The sequence below is a fragment of the Streptomyces sp. MGP-BFMKR1 genome, from assembly GCF_057766585.1.
Map to the genome: position 1 here is coordinate 6,185,695 of NZ_CM173408.1, position 14,901 is coordinate 6,200,595.

Sequence of the window (14,901 nt, forward strand, 5' to 3'; positions counted from 1 at the left end):
GATCATGGCCGGGCCCGGTGCGGGCCCGGGGCGCGCCCCCTGTAGCCTCGGGCCCACCAACCCCCGTTCACACTGCCAAGGAGCCGCGATCATGAGCCAGCGCACCCTCGTCCTTCTCAAGCCCGACGCGGTCAGGCGCGGTCTGGTGGGCGAGATCCTGGGCCGCATCGAGAACAAGGCCGGGTGGCGGATCGCCGCGCTGGAGCTGCGGACCCTGGAGCGCGAGGTGCTGGAGCAGCACTACGCCGAGCACGTGGGCAAGCCGTTCTACGAGCCGCTCATGGAGTTCATGACCTCCGGGCCGGCCGTGGCCCTGGTGGTCGAGGGTGAGCGGGTGATCGAGGGCGTGCGCACGCTGGCCGGCCCGACCGACCCGATCGCCGCCACTCCCGGCAGCATCCGGGGCGACTTCGGCACCATCGTGCGCGAGAACCTCATTCACGCCTCCGACTCCGAGGAGTCGGCCGAACGGGAGATGAAGATTTTCTTTCCCGGTCTCGCCTGACGAGACGTCGGATATCCGTCGGGTCTCTTCACCCGACCCACATGGGTGAGCCCGGTTGCCCAGGGGGCGATCGTATTTTTTCGGTTGTCCCCGGGCATATGCCCATCGTTTGAGGGAACGCATCGCCGCGACACGACGTCTCCATAAGTAGGGGACGGGCCCGTGTTCCGCCGACAATGGCAGGAGCTCCCTCGCGCTGTACCGCGGCGAGCGAGACTACGATGGAACCTTCCGCGCCTCGTAAGCGCACACATCACGCCTACCTCAAGCAAGCATTCGCTCACGTTGGGAAGGCCAGACGCATCCTCATGGGGAACAACATGTCGTTCATCGGCCGTGACATGGCTGTCGACCTCGGGACCGCCAACACGCTGGTTTACGTCAGAGGCCGCGGGATCGTCCTCAACGAGCCTTCTGTTGTCGCGATCAACACCAACACCGGCGGGATTCTCGCGGTGGGCGCGGAAGCCAAGAAGATGATCGGCCGTACGCCGGGGAACATCGTCGCCGTGCGGCCCCTGAAGGATGGCGTTATCGCCGACTTCGAGATCACTGAGCGGATGCTCCGCTATTTCATTCTTAAGATCCACAAGCGCCGTTATCTGGCCCGGCCGCGCGTCGTGGTCTGCGTGCCGAGCGGCATCACCGGAGTCGAGCGGCGCGCCGTCATCGAGGCGTCCACCCAGGCCGGGGCGCGCCAGGTGCACATCATCGAGGAGCCGATGGCGGCGGCGATCGGCTCCGGCCTCCCGGTGCACGAGGCCACCGGCAACATGGTCGTGGACATCGGCGGCGGCACCACCGAGGTCGCCGTCATCTCGCTGGGCGGAATCGTCACGGCGCAGTCCATCCGGGTGGCCGGCGACGAGCTGGACAACGCGATCATCCAGCACATCAAGAAGGAGTACAGCCTGCTCCTCGGCGAGCGCACCGCCGAGAGCATCAAGATCACCATTGGTTCGGCGTACGAGTCCGACCAGGAGGAGCACACCGAGATCCGCGGGCGTGACCTGGTCAGCGGGTTGCCCAAGACGGTCGTCATCTCCGCGACCGAGGTGCGCAAGGCCATCGAGGAGCCGGTCAACTCGATCGTCGACGCCGTCAAGACCACCCTCGACAAGTGCCCGCCCGAGCTGTCCGGCGACGTCATGGACCGCGGCATCGTGCTCACCGGCGGCGGCGCGCTGCTGCGCGGGCTCGACGAGCGGCTGCGCCGCGAGACCGGGATGCCCATCCACATCGCCGAGGACCCGCTGGACTCGGTGGCCCTCGGCTCGGGCAAGTGCGTCGAGGAGTTCGAGGCCCTCCAGCAGGTCCTCGACTCGCAGCCGCGACGCTGAACCAACGGTTGGGTGAACGCGTTCCGCCGCGCGGGTAGCCGCGTCCCGGCGCGGCGGAACCCCCGCATAATGGGTCGCACAAGCCCATGGGTCGCACAACACCAGCCCCACCGCACACACCTCGCATCACCGCACCACCGCACCACCGCACCGCCCATCACCGGTACCTCGCGCCCCGCGTCATCCGTACGCCGGAGACCCGCGCGGTACGTATCAGGACCACTCCAGCTCATGACGCGGTCCGTACGGACAGCGTTCGCACTGAGGTAGGACGCCCCGACCGGCCGCCGACCCGAAACCGGCCGGTCCGACGAGGAAGGCACGGCCGCCGTACGTGAGGGACACCCGAGAGAGCCGGCTGCTACTAGTGCTGCTGGTCGCCATCGCGTTCGCACTGATCACTGTGGATATCCGCGGTGGCGAGGACTCCCCGCTCGACACACCGCGCACGGCGGCCCAGACGGTCTTCGGCCCGGTCGAGGACACCGTGGCCACCGCCGTCGACCCGGTCGGCAACGCGATCGCCGCCATACGGGACTCCGACGAGCGACACGATCGCATCAGCACACTGGAGCGCGAGAACGCCGCACTGAAGCACAGACTCGGCAGCGACGACCGCAACCGCGCCCGCGTCGCCGAGCTCGACAAGATGCTCAAGACCGCCGGCCGAGGCCAGTACGGCATCAAGGGCGCCGAGGTCATCGCGATAGGAGCGGCCCAGGGCTTCTCCTGGACCGTCACCATCGACGCGGGCAGCAACGACGGCATCGCCCGCGACATGACCGTCATCAACGGTGACGGCCTGGTCGGCCGGATCACCACGGTCGGCCCGTCCACGTCCACCGTGGTGCTCGCCAACGACCCCGACTTCACCGTCGGCACCCGGCTGGAGAAGAGCGGCGAGATCGGCTTCGCGAACGGCCAGGGTGACCGGTCGTTGCGCGTGCAACTCCTCAACGGCAAGGCCAAGGTGAAGAAGGGCGACCGCATGGTCACCTTCGGCTCCCGCGCCGACCGCCCGTTCGTGCCCGGCGTCCCGGTCGGCGAGGTGGTCCGGGTCGACCCCTCGCGCGGCGACCTCACCCGCACGGTCCAGGTCCGCCCGTACGTCGGCTTCACCAAGCTCGACATCGTCGGCATCGTGGTCAAGCCGCCGCGCACCAACCCGCGCGACGAGGTGCTGCCGCCCAAGCCCGCCAAGAAGCCGACGCCCAAGGTCACCGTCACCGTCACCCCCAGCGCGAACGCAACGCCCGGAGGCGTAGCCCAGTGAAACGCATCGTCCTCTCGGCCTTCCTGGTGGTCGTCGCCCTGATCATCCAGGTCACCGTGTTGGCCCGACTCCAGTTGCCGGGCGCCGTGCCCGACCTGCTGCTCCTGGTCGTCCTCGGGCTCGCCCTCGGCTACGGGCACACCGCGGGCGCCCTCACCGGCTTCGGCGCCGGCCTCCTGGTCGACTTCGCCCCGCCGGCCGACCACGCCGCCGGGCGGTACGCGCTCGTGCTGTGCGTCATCGGCTACCTGGCCGGGCTCGCCAAGCCGGAGAAGGGTCAACCGCGCTCGGCCACCGGGCCGATGCTCGTGGTCGTCGGCGCGGCGATCGGCGCCACGTTGCTGTACGCGGCCGTCGGCGCGCTCGTCGGCGACGACGCGGCCCGCCATGTCGGGCTCGGCAAGCTGCTGTTCACCGCCGCCCTCTACGACCTGCTGCTCGCGCCGTTCGTCGTACCGCTGGTGATGGCGATGGCCCGGCGCACCGAGAGCCACCCGCTCAGCGACGGCGGCGGCACCTCGTCCGGCGGCACCCGGGACCGGTCGCTGGGCTGGCTCTCGCCGGGTTCCGGCGCGGGTGGCGGTTCCGGTGGCTGGGGCAAGGCGGCCCGTTCCGGCAAGCCGGCCCGTATCGGCAAGACCATCCGGCTCGGCAAGTCGGCGCGGATCGCCAGCCCGCGCAGCGACCTGCTGGCCAAGCCCGGCAAGGGCAAGCTCGCGCGCATCAAGGGGGTCAAGCGACTGTGATGCGGCAAGCGTCCGGGCGGGCCGCGCAGGCGGGCCCGCACGAGGACCCGTACCGGCCGCGGGGCCCGAAGCGCGGGGAGAGCGCGGAGAGCGTGGAGAGGGGGACACGATGAGCAACATCCCGGAGACCGGGCGGACCACCCGGGTCACCATCCGCCTGGTGGCCATTCAGATCCTGGTCTTCTCGCTGCTGCTGACGCTCGGCGGGCGGCTGTGGTACCTCCAGATCCGCAACGGCGACGAGTACAGCAACCAGGCCAGTAACAACCACGTACAGCAGGTGGTCGAGCCCGCCGTGCGCGGCTCCATCCTGGACGCCAGGGGCGTGCCGCTGGCCGACAACCAGACCCGCCTGGTGGTCTCCGCCAGCCGCACCGAGCTGATGAAGATGGCCGACGACGGCCAGGCCGTGCTCACCCGGCTCGCCGAGGTGCTGGACATGGAGACCAAGGACGTCACCGACAAGGTGCGGCTGTGCGACTCCAAGACCCCGCAGCCCTGTTGGAACGGCTCCCCGTACCAGCCCATCCCGATCACCGACGAGGCCACCACCCAGCAGGCCCTGCAGATCCGCGAGCGGGCCGAGGACTTCCCCGGCATCAGCGCCGAGCCCACCGCCGTGCGCCGCTACGCCGCGCCGGGTGACGCCAACACCGCGCAGGTGCTCGGCTACCTCTCGCCGGTCACCGACGAGGAGATCAAGAAGGCCGAGGACAGCGAGTCGCCGCTGCTGCGCGCCGACCAGATCGGCCGTTCGGGCCTGGAGCGCACCTACGACAGCCAGTTGCGCGGCAAGGCCGGGGTCACCCGGTACGAGGTGGACAACCTCGGCCGCGTCATCGGCAAGGCCAAGAGCGACCGGGCCGTGCCCGGCGCCAACGTCGTCACGAGCATCGACGCCCGCGTGCAGGCCATAGCGGAGAAGGAGCTCGATGCGGCCATGAAGGCCGCCCGCAAGGAGCACGACCGCAACACCAACCGGAACTACGAGGCGGACGCGGGCGCCGTGGTGGTCATGGAGTCCAAGACGGGCCGCATCGTGTCGATGGCCTCCAACCCGACGTACGACCCCAACGCCTGGGTCGGCGGCATCTCCGGCAAGGACTACCAGCGCCTGACCGGCAAGGACTCCAACTACCCGCTGCTCAACCGGGCCATCCAGGGGCAGGCGGCGCCCGGCTCGATCTTCAAGGTGATCTCGGCGACCGCGGCGGTCAACGCGGGCTACGACTTCGACGACAAGTACAACTGCAGCAGCGCCTTCAACATCGGCGGCCAGGTCTTCAAGAACTTCGAGTCCAAGGGCTACGGGCCGATCGACATCGGCCGCGCCCTGGAGGTCTCCTGCGACACGGTCTTCTACGACCTGGCGTACAAGCAGTGGCAGAAGGACGGCGGGAACAAGCCGAAGGACAAGCCGGCCGACCACTTCTACAAGACGGCGCACCAGTTCGGGCTTGGCAAGGAGACCGGCATCGACCTGCCCAACGAGGTCGCGGGCCGGGTGCCGGACCGGAAGTGGAAGAAGGACTACTACGAGGCCAACAAGGACGCGTGGTGCAAGCAGGCGAAGTCCAAGAAGCGGGACTACGTCACCCAGATCGCCCGCGAGAACTGCGCCGAGGGCATGAAGATGCGCGCCGGTGACAGCGTCAACTACTCCATCGGGCAGGGCGACACGCTCGTCACGCCGATACAGATGGCGACGATCTACAGCGCGATCAGCAACGGCGGCACGCTCTACGACCCCAGCGTCGGCAAGGCCGTGGTCAGCCCCGACGGCAAGCACGTCAAGGAGATCAAGCCGACCACGCACGGCAAGCTGCCGATGCGCGGCTACACCCGCGACAAGATCGACAAGGCGCTGGCCGGCGTGGTCACCAACGGCTCGGCCGCCTGGAAGTTCGGCGGCTGGCCGCAGGACAAGATCCCGATGCACGCCAAGACCGGCACCGCGGAGGTGCACGGCAAGCAGACGACGTCGTGGTTCGCCTCGTACACCAAGGACTACACGATCGTCATGACGATCTCCCAGGGCGGCACCGGCTCCGGCGCCTCCGGGCCGGCCGTGCGCAACATCTACAGCGCGCTGTACGGCGTGGACGCCAAGGGCGGGATCGACCGGAAGAAGGCCCTGCTGCCCTCGCCGCAGGCCAAGCTGCCCAAGATCGAGAAGGACGGCACGATCGAGGCGCCGCAGATCAAGCCGCCGAAGAAGACCGAGCCGGTCGAGACGGCGCCGGTGCTGGCGGCGGGTGAACTGGACCAGCGCGGCCAGCGGCCGATCGCCACGCTGGACGCGGGCGAGAGCCCCGTCTCCGCGTCGACCGCCCTCACCCCGCCGCTCGCGGCGACCGGGAGGCGGGGCCAGTGAGTGCTTCCGACGGTTTCTCCGTCCGCCGCTTCAGCCCGGAACCGGGCGCCTGGGGCAAGCTGACGGCGCGGGACTCGATCGTGCGGCGGCTGGACTGGACGCTGATGATCTCGGCGCTCGCGCTGTCCGCGATGGGCGCCGTGCTGGTCTACTCGGCCACCCGCAACCGCACCGAGCTGACCGGCGGCGACCAGTACTCGTTCCTCTTCCGACACACCCTCAACACCAGCATCGGCCTGGCCCTGATGGTCGTGACCATCTGGCTCGGCCACCGCACGCTGCGCGGCGCGGTGCCGGTGCTGTACGTGCTGTCGGTGGTCCTGGTGCTCGCGGTGCTCTCGCCGCTGGGCTCGACCGTCAACGGCGCGCACTCGTGGATCCAGCTTCCGGGCGGCTTCTCGCTCCAGCCGTCGGAGTTCACCAAGGTCACCATCATCCTGGGCATGGCGATGCTGCTGGCCGCCAAGGTGGACGCGGGCGACCGGGAGTACCCCGACCACCGCACCGTGCTCCAGTCGCTGGCCATCGCGGCCGTGCCGATCGCGATCGTGCTGCTGATGCCGGACCTCGGTTCGGTGATGGTGATGGCCGTCATCGTGCTGGCGGTGCTGCTGGCCTCCGGCGCCTCCAACCGCTGGATCGCCGGCATCCTCGGCACCGGGTTGCTGGGCATCGTGCTGATCTGGCAGCTCAACATCCTGGACCAGTACCAGATCGACCGGTTCGCCGCGTTCGCCAACCCGGCGCTCGACCCGGCCGGCGTCGGCTACAACACCAACCAGGCCCGCATCGCCATCGGCTCCGGCCAACTGACCGGCTCCGGTTTGTTCAAGGGCAGCCAGACCACCGGCCAGTTCGTCCCCGAGCAGCAGACCGACTTCGTGTTCACGGTGGCCGGCGAGGAACTCGGCTTCCTCGGCGGCGGGCTCATCATCCTGCTCGTGGGCGTCGTGCTCTGGCGCGCCTGCCGCATCGCGCGCGGCGCCCCCGAGCTGTACGGCACGGTCGTCGCGGCCGGCATCATCGCCTGGTTCGCGTTCCAGTCCTTCGAGAACATCGGCATGACGCTCGGCATCATGCCGGTCACCGGCCTGCCGCTGCCCTTCGTCTCGTACGGCGGCACGTCGATGTTCGCCGCGTGGATAGCGATCGGCCTGTTGCAGTCGATCAGGGTGCAGCGGCCGATATCGGCCTAGCGGCCGGCCCGCCGCGCGGGCCCGTCGCACCGTCAGCCGCCCCGGCTGCCGTCCCCCGTGGACGGCCGCCGGGGCGGTGGCACGTTCGGGGGCGCCGAGTCGGCCTGGCGGTGCGGCGGGGGAGCGGCCGGGGCCGGGTCAGTGCGGCGGCGTGGGGCGGACCGCGAGGACGGCGAGGTCGTCGGCGCTGTCGGCGCCGAGGCCGATGAGGAGTTCGTCGCAGAAGACCTCGAGCGGCTCGCGGGCCAGGGCCGCGGTGTGCCGGCGCAGCCTGGCCATGGAGTGGTCGAGGGGTTCGTCGCGGCGCTCGATGAGGCCGTCGGTGTAGAGCAACAGGGTCGAGTGGGCCGGGAGTTCGCTCCACGCCTCGGTGCGGGGCACGTCCGGGTCCATGCCCAGGAGCAGGCCCGCGCCCTCTTCGAGGAACCGGGTCTCGCCCTCCGCGGTGGTCAGCAGCGGCGGCACGTGCCCGGCGGAGGAGTAGCGCAGCTCCCAGGGGCCGCCGGGTGGGCCCTTGACGAGGCCGTAGAGGCAGGTGGCGGTGGGCTCGTGGGAGAGGCTGTGGTTGGCCAGGTCCAGGCGGCGCAGGACCACCTGCGGGGGCTCCTCGCGGTCGATGGCGATGCCCCGCAGCATGCTGCGGAGCTGGCTCATCGTGATGGCCGCGTCGAGGTTGTGCCCGGTGACGTCGCCGATGACGACGGCCGTTCCGCCGGAGACGCGGAAGCTGTCGTACCAGTCGCCGCCGACCTGCGCCGTGGTGGAGGAGGCGACGTAGCGGGCGGCCAACTGGAGGTGCTCCACCTCCGGCAGCCTGGGCAGCAGGGAGCGCTGGAGGCGTTCGGCGACGTTCCGGGTGTCCTGGTAGAGCCGGGCGTTGTCCACGCCCAGGGTGAGGGTGCGCACCACGTCGTCGACGAGCGAGAGCACCCCCTTGGTGAAGGGCCGGTCGGGGTCGGTGCGGGCCAGCGTCAGCGCCCCGAAGACCTCCCGGCGCGAGCGGAGCGGGGCCACCACGGCGCTGGAGGCCCCCAGTCGCTCGAACAGCTCCCGGTACTGGGCGTCCAACGGGCTGTCGGCCTGGCCCGGCGGGAGCGCCTCGGTGAGCAGCAACGGGCCCGCGCCGCGCAGCACGCGGGCCAGCGGGCCGCGCTCGACGTCGGACAGCGGCGGGAGCCTGCCCTCGTACGCGCGCGGCGTTCGGCCCGGGGGTGGGTCGCGGTGGACGACGCAGACCCGGTCCACCCCGGCGTGCTGGTCCAGCAGGTCGACCACGCACCAGTCGGCCAGTTGCCGCGTCACGATGCGGCCCGCCTCCTGCAGGCCCTCGCGCAGGTTCGCGGTGTTGCCCAGCGCGCTGCCCAGGCCGGCCAGCAGGGTGAACCGCTCCAGGTCCGACAGCTCGGTGACGGGCTCGGCCGGCCGGGCCTCGGGTCGCGGCGCGGCCGGGGCGGGCGGCCCGCCCGCCTCCGGCGGGGGCGAGGGCAGGCCGCGGGCGTGGTGTTTGCCCGGTCCGTCGATCGGGGTGGTGGCCCGGGGGGCCAGTTGGGCGACGAACACGGTGCGGCCGTCGGCCATCTCCTGGGTCTGGATGATCAGCCGGACGGGGACGAGGTGCCCGTCGTGGTGCAGCGCCGGGAGCGGCACCGAGCGACCCAGGATGTGCGCCTGCCCGGTGAGCAGCAGCGAGGTGAACGCGGCCACGTGGCGCTGGCGCAGGTGCTCCGGGATGAGGGCGGTGAGCCTGCGGCCGAGCAGGTCGTCCGCGGACCAGCCGAGCATGTCGGCGGCCGACCCGTTGACCGCGATGATGTGGTTGCTCTCGTCGGCGGCGATGGTCGGCACCCTGCTCGACTGGAGGAGGCTGGCGTCCCACGGCACCATCTCGGACGGGCTGAAGCCCGGCCCGTGCGGGACCAGCGTCCACGCGGTGGGCGGCTCGCCGGCGAGCTGGTCGGTGATCTGGTCGAGCAGCCACTGCTGGAAGGCGCGCCGACGCGGCAGGGCCGGCAGCGTCAGCAGGCGCTCCGCGCGCGCCGCCTCCTCGGCCAGGTCGAGTACCCGGCGCAGGGTCGCCACTGCGGGGCCGGCGTCCGCCGGCACGGTCAGGGGCAGCGAGTGGACGTCGGTCAGCGGCGGGTGTCGCTCCAGGGCGGCGGTGACGCAGGCGCTGACGACGTTGTTCATGTCATGCGCGACGGCCAGCTCCCCGGGCGGCACACCGAGGTCGGTCCCGGCGGAGGCCGCGAGGTAGAGCTCGCGCAGCAGCGCGTGCCGGTGCCGCTCGGAGGCCGCGTACAGCGTCCTGGGCAGGTCCACCAGCATCACGGTCTCGCGGGCCGCCACGGGCGGCGGGGTGGTGGGCCGCCATCCGAAGGGCGGCGACGGCGAAGCGTCGGTCCGCAGCTCGAACCAGACCGTCTTGTGGTCGTCCCCGACGTCCACCCCGTGCCGCCAGGTGAGCTGCTCGACCACGACCAGCCCCTGTCCCGTACCGGCGTACGGAGGGCAGGCCCGGGGAGCTAAGCCACGGCCCGGCCGGTGGTCGCTGACCCGCACGCACACCCGGCTGCCCACGGCCCGCACCGACACCTCGATCTCGGTCGCCGCGTGCACCACCGCGTTGGTCACCAGCTCGCTGACCAGGAGCACGGCGGTGTCGACCAACGGCGCGTAGGTGCCGTCCAGGGCGCCGCGCACGAAGCGCCGGGCCGTCGCGACGGACTCCGGCCGCTGCGGGAAGCGCCGAACGTGAGCCTGCGGCGGTGCTGGCTTGCCCATGCGTCCACCCTGCCCCACGGCAAGCGTCCCCGCAGCGCGCCCGGCCGGCGCGCTCCGCTGTCGGGAGGACACCGGCGGATGAGGGGTGGGCGGGCGCTGGCTGGGTGCGTGGGCGTCGGCGGGTGGGCGGCGTGGCCTACGCGTCCGCCGGCGGTCGGTCGGCGGTGGCGCGGTCGGGGGTGGGGCGGTCGCGGGTGGGGCGGTCGCGGGGGCGCACCAGGAGGCCGCCGAGCGCGGTACGGCGGTGCCGCACCGCGCGCCCGGCGCGGACCGTGGTGATCAGGCCGGCGCCGCGCAGCGCGGCGGCGTGCTCGGACGCGGTGGCGTCGCTCAGGCCGAGGCGGCGGGCCAGTTGGCCGGTGGTGTGGGCCTCGGCGAGCACCAGCAGGGCCTCGTACCGGGCCCGGCCGAGCACCGCGGACAGCGCCCCGGCGCGGTCGCCGGCGGCTGCGGGCGAGGGGGGCACGCCGGGGCCGGCCGGGTACGTCACGTACACCGGCTGGCCCGGCAGGTCGGCGACGAGCGGGGCGCCCGACCAGTGGAAGGTCGGCAGCAGCGTCAGGCCGCGGCCGGCCGGGCGCACGTCCGCGTCCCGGCGCGCGGCCAGCTCCCACACGTCCGCGCGGAACGCGGAGTCGGGCACGGCGGCGCACAGCGCGGCGCCGACGCCCGCCTCGGCCGCCGTCACGGCGTACCGGGTGAACTCCGCCCGGTGCAGGTCCTGCACCAGGGACCAGGCCGGCCGCAGGACCGTCTCGAACGCCGCGTGCTGCGCCTGGCGCAGCACCCGCCAGGCGTCGGCGTCGCCGCGGCGCAGGTCGCGCACCCAGGGCGGGGGCGGCGCGGGATGGGTGGCGTACACGCGGGTCAACTCCGCGCGCACCACGGCCGCGGGGGTGGCGCGCGGGGCGGCGAGGCCCTCGTGCAGGTCATCGGCGAACACGTCGAGGAAGCTGGGCGCGCGGGCGGCCGGGACCAGGTCGCGCAGCGGGCGGACGGCGTCCGGCAGGCGGTGCAGCAGCCGCTGCCGCCAGGGCCCGTACCGCGGCGCGTCGCCGGGCTGGCACAGCGTCAGCAGCGCGGTGTTCAGCTCCTGGAGCGGGGCGGGGCGCGGCGCGAACCGCACCCGGGCCAGGTCGGCGGCCGTGAGGTGGACCCGGATCACTACTTCCCCCAAGGGCCGCGCGCCAGCTTTTCGGCCAGCGCCGCAACGATCGCCCGCGCCGCCGGCCCCCACCAGTATTCCCGGCGTGCCGCCGCGTGGCGGCGGGGGTTCGCGCGGGGTGCGCGGCGATCGAGCACGGAAGGGTGCGACAGACCATGGCGAACAGGGACAGGGACGGCAACACGTACGGGGCGAAGGCCGTGGCCGGGGCCGGGCGCGGCGGTGCGGGGCGTACGGGGGGCGCGGGACGTACGGGGCCCGGGGGCGGCGTCGGCCGGCGGGCGGTCGCCGCGGCGGCCGTGCTCGGCGGCGCGGTGGCCCTCACCGGCCGGGGCCCGGCGTGGGCCGCGTCGCGCCCGGGCTCCCCGGTGGGTGCCGGCGCGGCGGGTGGCCTCCGGCTGCGGCTGCCGGCGCCGAGCGGCCCGTACCGGCTCGGGGCCAGCGTGCTGCACCTCGTCGACCGGGAACGCCCCGACCCGTGGCTCGGCGCCGGCAGCGTACGGCAGGTGATGGCCACGGTGTGGTACCCGGCCGGCGACGTGCGCGGCCGGCCGCGGCTGCCGCACATGACGCCGCGGGCCGCCGGCTCGTTCGCGTCCTGGGCGCCCCGGACGCACCCGCAGGTGCCGCCGACGGGCGTGGACTGGGCCGCCACCGCCACCCACGCCCACCTGGACGCGCCCGCGCTGACCGGGCGGCGGCGGCCGGTGCTGCTCTACAGCCCGGGCGGCGGCGACCCGCGCACCCTGGGCACCTGCGTGGCCGAGGAGTTGGCCAGCCACGGCTTCGTCGTGGTCACCCTCGACCACCCGGGCGACGCCAGCGAGGTCGAGCTGCCGGACGGCACGCTGCGCGAGACGGTCTTCGTCGGCGACCCGCGCACCGACCCCAAGCTGTTCCGGACCATGATCGAGACCCGGCTCGCCGACGTCCGCCTCGTCCTCGACCACCTGGTCCGGCTGGCCGGCCTGGCCGGCCCAGCGACCGGCCGCCGCCGCGACCAGCCGGGCCGCGCCCTGCCCCGTGGCCTCGCGCGCGCCCTGGACCCGCGTCGGGTGGGCGTCTACGGACACTCGGCGGGCGGCACCACGGCGGCGCAGGCCCTCTACGACGACCGCCGTATCGCGGCGGCGGCCAACCTGGAGGGGTACCTGAGCCACCCGGGAACGCCGACCGGCCGCCCCGGCCCGCTCTTCCCCGTCGCCCGCGCCGGGGTGGACCGGCCGCTGCTCCTGCTGGGCACGGACGGGTTCCGGGACGCGGAGTTCGAACGCACCTGGTCGGCGGCGGTGGCCCGCTCGCACGGCCATGCCACCTGGCGGCAGATCGCCGGCGCCACGCACGCGACCCTCACCGACTACGCGGCCCTGGCGCCCCAACTCCAGGCCGCCGGCCTGATCACCGCCGAGGCCCGCGCCGGCCTGGTCGGCACCATCGACCCGGCGCGCTCGGTGCCGCTGCTGCGCCACCTCGTCCGCACCTTCTTCGCCCGCCGCCTCGGCACGCCCTGACCCCGCGACGCCTTGGCGGCGCCGCGCGCGACCCCGCCCGAGCCCGGCCGGGCGGGGCCGCGCCCGGCGGCGGGGCGGCGGCACGCGGCGCCCACGCGGCCGGCCACCCCACCGCGCGAGGTGCGACCGAGCCCGTCGAACCGCTCGCCGCGCGCACCCCCCGGGCGTACATTGCGGCCATGTCACGCACCGTACGAGAAATCGAACGGAAGTACGAGGCGGCGCCCGGCGGAGCGCCACTCGACCTCGCCGCGCTGTCCGCCCTCGCCGAACTGCCCGGCGTCGCCTCCGTCGTGGACGACGGCGTCACCGCGCTCGACGCCACCTACTACGACACCGCCGACCAGCGGCTCGCGGCGGACGGCGTGACGCTGCGCCGCCGCACCGGCGGTTCCGACGAGGGCTGGCACCTCAAGCTCCCCGTACGCCCCAAGGGCACCCCGCGCACGAGCGACGGCGGGGACGTGGTGCGGGACGAGATCAGGGCCCCGCTCGGCGACGCGGTGCCGCCCGAACTCGCCGCCCTGACCCGCTCGCGCACCCTGGACGCCCCGCTGCGCCCGCTGGTCGAACTGCGCACCCGGCGCACCGTCTGGCGCCTGGTCGACGCGGCCGGCGAGTCGCTCGCGGAGATCAGCGCTGACGAGGTCAGCGCGCGCCGCGCGGGCTCGGCCGGCGCGCCCGTCCGCTGGAGCGAGGTCGAGGCCGAACTGGGCGCGGGCGGCGACCCCGCGCTGCTCGACGCGGTCGAGCGCCACCTGGCCACCCTGGGCCTGCGGCCCGCCGGATCGACCTCCAAGCTGGCCCGCGCCCTGGCGGAGACGGCCGCGCCGCACGTCGAGTCCGTACCGGCCACGGAGGCGCGCCGGGAGGAGCACCGCGCCGCGCACGGTGACGGCGACGACACACGGAAGAAGCCGAAGGAGTCGAAGAAACCGAAGAAACAAAAGAAACCCGCGCCGCCGAAGAAGGCCCGCCGGCGCGAGGGCGCGGACGCCCTGCTCGGCGGCGGGGACCCGACCGCCGAGCTGACCGCCGGCGACGTGGTGCTGGACGCGGTGCGGCGGCAGGTCGCGGCGATCGTCGCGCTCGACCCGGCCGCCCGGCGCGAGGTCCCCGACGCCGTGCACCGGATGCGGGTCGCCACGCGCCGCCTGCGCAGCGTCCTGCGCTCCTACCGCAAGGTGCTGGACCGGGCCGCCGCCGACCCGGTGGGCGCCGAACTGAAGTGGCTGGCCGGCGAGTTGGGCGTGGACCGGGACCGCGAGGTGCTGGCCGAACGGCTGACGGCCGGGCTCGACGCGGTCCCCGACGAACAGCGGCTCGGCCCGGTGCGCGCCCGGCTGACCATCTGGGCCCAGGCCGAGCACGCCGACGCCCGTCAGCGGCTCATCGCGGCGCTCGACGGCCCGCGCTACCTGGACCTGCTCACCACGCTCGACGCGCTGCGCGCCGACCCGCCGCGGACCCGCGAGGGCACGCCGCCGCTGCTGCGCCCGGCCGCGGCGAAGCCGCCGCGCAAGGTGGTCCGCGCCGCCGTACTGGCCGAGACGGACCGGCTCGCCCGCCGCGTGGACGCCGCCCTCGCGCTGCCCCCGGGGCCCGAGCGCGACGGCGCGCTGCACGCGGCGCGCAAGGCCGCCAAGCGCGCCCGGTACGCGGCCGAGGCCGCCGAGCTGGGCCTCGGCAAGGGGGCCCGGGAGCTGGCCGGCCGGCTCCAGCGCGTGCAGCAGGTCCTCGGCGACCACCAGGACAGCGTGCGGGCCCGCGAGACGCTGCGGGACATCGCGGTGCGGGCGCACGCGGCGGGCGAGAGCACGTTCACGCTCGGGCTGCTGTACGGCCGCGAGGAGGCCGCCGCGGCGGCCCGCGAGCGCGAACTGCCGGAGGTGTGGGCCGCCGTCCTGGACCCGCCACCGCGCCGACTGCTGTGACCGACCCCGCCCACCGCCCGTCCCGGGAAGCCCTCCGGGACGGGCGGTGGGCGGGAAGGTCCCGCCGGGCGGGTTA

The 14,901-nt window shown here is 73.7% G+C and carries 10 protein-coding genes; 8 read left to right on the plus strand and 2 right to left on the minus strand.

Going from position 1 to position 14,901, the window contains the following annotated elements; translation table 11 throughout:
* Positions 1-91: 91 nt before the first annotated feature.
* From ndk to rodA, 6 genes are all read left to right on the plus strand, one after another.
* A complete protein-coding gene (gene ndk / locus AC3CHW_RS24655; protein WP_176161598.1) occupies positions 92-505 on the plus strand; it encodes a nucleoside-diphosphate kinase in 414 nt (137 codons plus the stop codon).
* 320 nt (positions 506-825) lie between these two features.
* Positions 826-1,845 carry a rod shape-determining protein gene (locus AC3CHW_RS24660; RefSeq protein ID WP_176166043.1) on the plus strand — a complete coding sequence of 340 codons (1,020 nt, stop codon included), beginning with the start codon at positions 826-828 and terminating at the stop codon, positions 1,843-1,845.
* Positions 1,846-2,179: 334 nt separating this feature from the next.
* Complete coding sequence (mreC, locus tag AC3CHW_RS24665; protein ID WP_398607244.1) at positions 2,180-3,118, plus strand: rod shape-determining protein MreC; 939 nt, start codon at positions 2,180-2,182, stop codon at positions 3,116-3,118.
* Entirely contained in the window at positions 3,115-3,864 is a 750-nt protein-coding gene (gene mreD, locus AC3CHW_RS24670) for a rod shape-determining protein MreD (RefSeq protein ID WP_398607243.1), read from the plus strand. Before mreC ends, mreD begins: the two co-directional genes overlap by 4 nt.
* A 109-nt stretch (positions 3,865-3,973) precedes the next feature.
* Entirely contained in the window at positions 3,974-6,238 is a 2,265-nt protein-coding gene (gene mrdA / locus AC3CHW_RS24675) for a penicillin-binding protein 2 (protein WP_488467938.1), read from the plus strand.
* Complete coding sequence (rodA, locus tag AC3CHW_RS24680; RefSeq protein WP_488467939.1) at positions 6,235-7,434, plus strand: rod shape-determining protein RodA; 1,200 nt, start codon at positions 6,235-6,237, stop codon at positions 7,432-7,434. The genes mrdA and rodA overlap by 4 nt, the downstream gene beginning before the upstream one ends.
* A 138-nt stretch (positions 7,435-7,572) precedes the next feature.
* Here the strand turns inward: rodA and AC3CHW_RS24685 are convergent, their stop codons facing one another.
* A complete protein-coding gene (locus AC3CHW_RS24685) occupies positions 7,573-10,215 on the minus strand; it encodes a SpoIIE family protein phosphatase (protein ID WP_488467940.1) in 2,643 nt (880 codons plus the stop codon).
* 136 nt (positions 10,216-10,351) lie between these two features.
* Entirely contained in the window at positions 10,352-11,392 is a 1,041-nt protein-coding gene (locus AC3CHW_RS24690) for a winged helix-turn-helix domain-containing protein (protein WP_488467941.1), read from the minus strand.
* Between the two features lie 143 nt (positions 11,393-11,535).
* Here AC3CHW_RS24690 and AC3CHW_RS24695 point away from each other — a divergent pair, with 143 nt between their 5' ends.
* Both AC3CHW_RS24695 and AC3CHW_RS24700 read left to right on the plus strand, forming a co-directional pair.
* Positions 11,536-12,891, plus strand: coding sequence for an alpha/beta hydrolase family protein (locus AC3CHW_RS24695; protein WP_488467942.1), 1,356 nt, complete (start codon positions 11,536-11,538; stop codon positions 12,889-12,891).
* A gap of 179 nt (positions 12,892-13,070) precedes the next feature.
* On the plus strand, positions 13,071-14,825 hold the full coding sequence (locus AC3CHW_RS24700) for a CYTH and CHAD domain-containing protein (protein WP_488467943.1): 1,755 nt from the start codon (positions 13,071-13,073) through the stop codon (positions 14,823-14,825).
* The last annotated feature ends 76 nt before the right edge of the window (positions 14,826-14,901 follow it).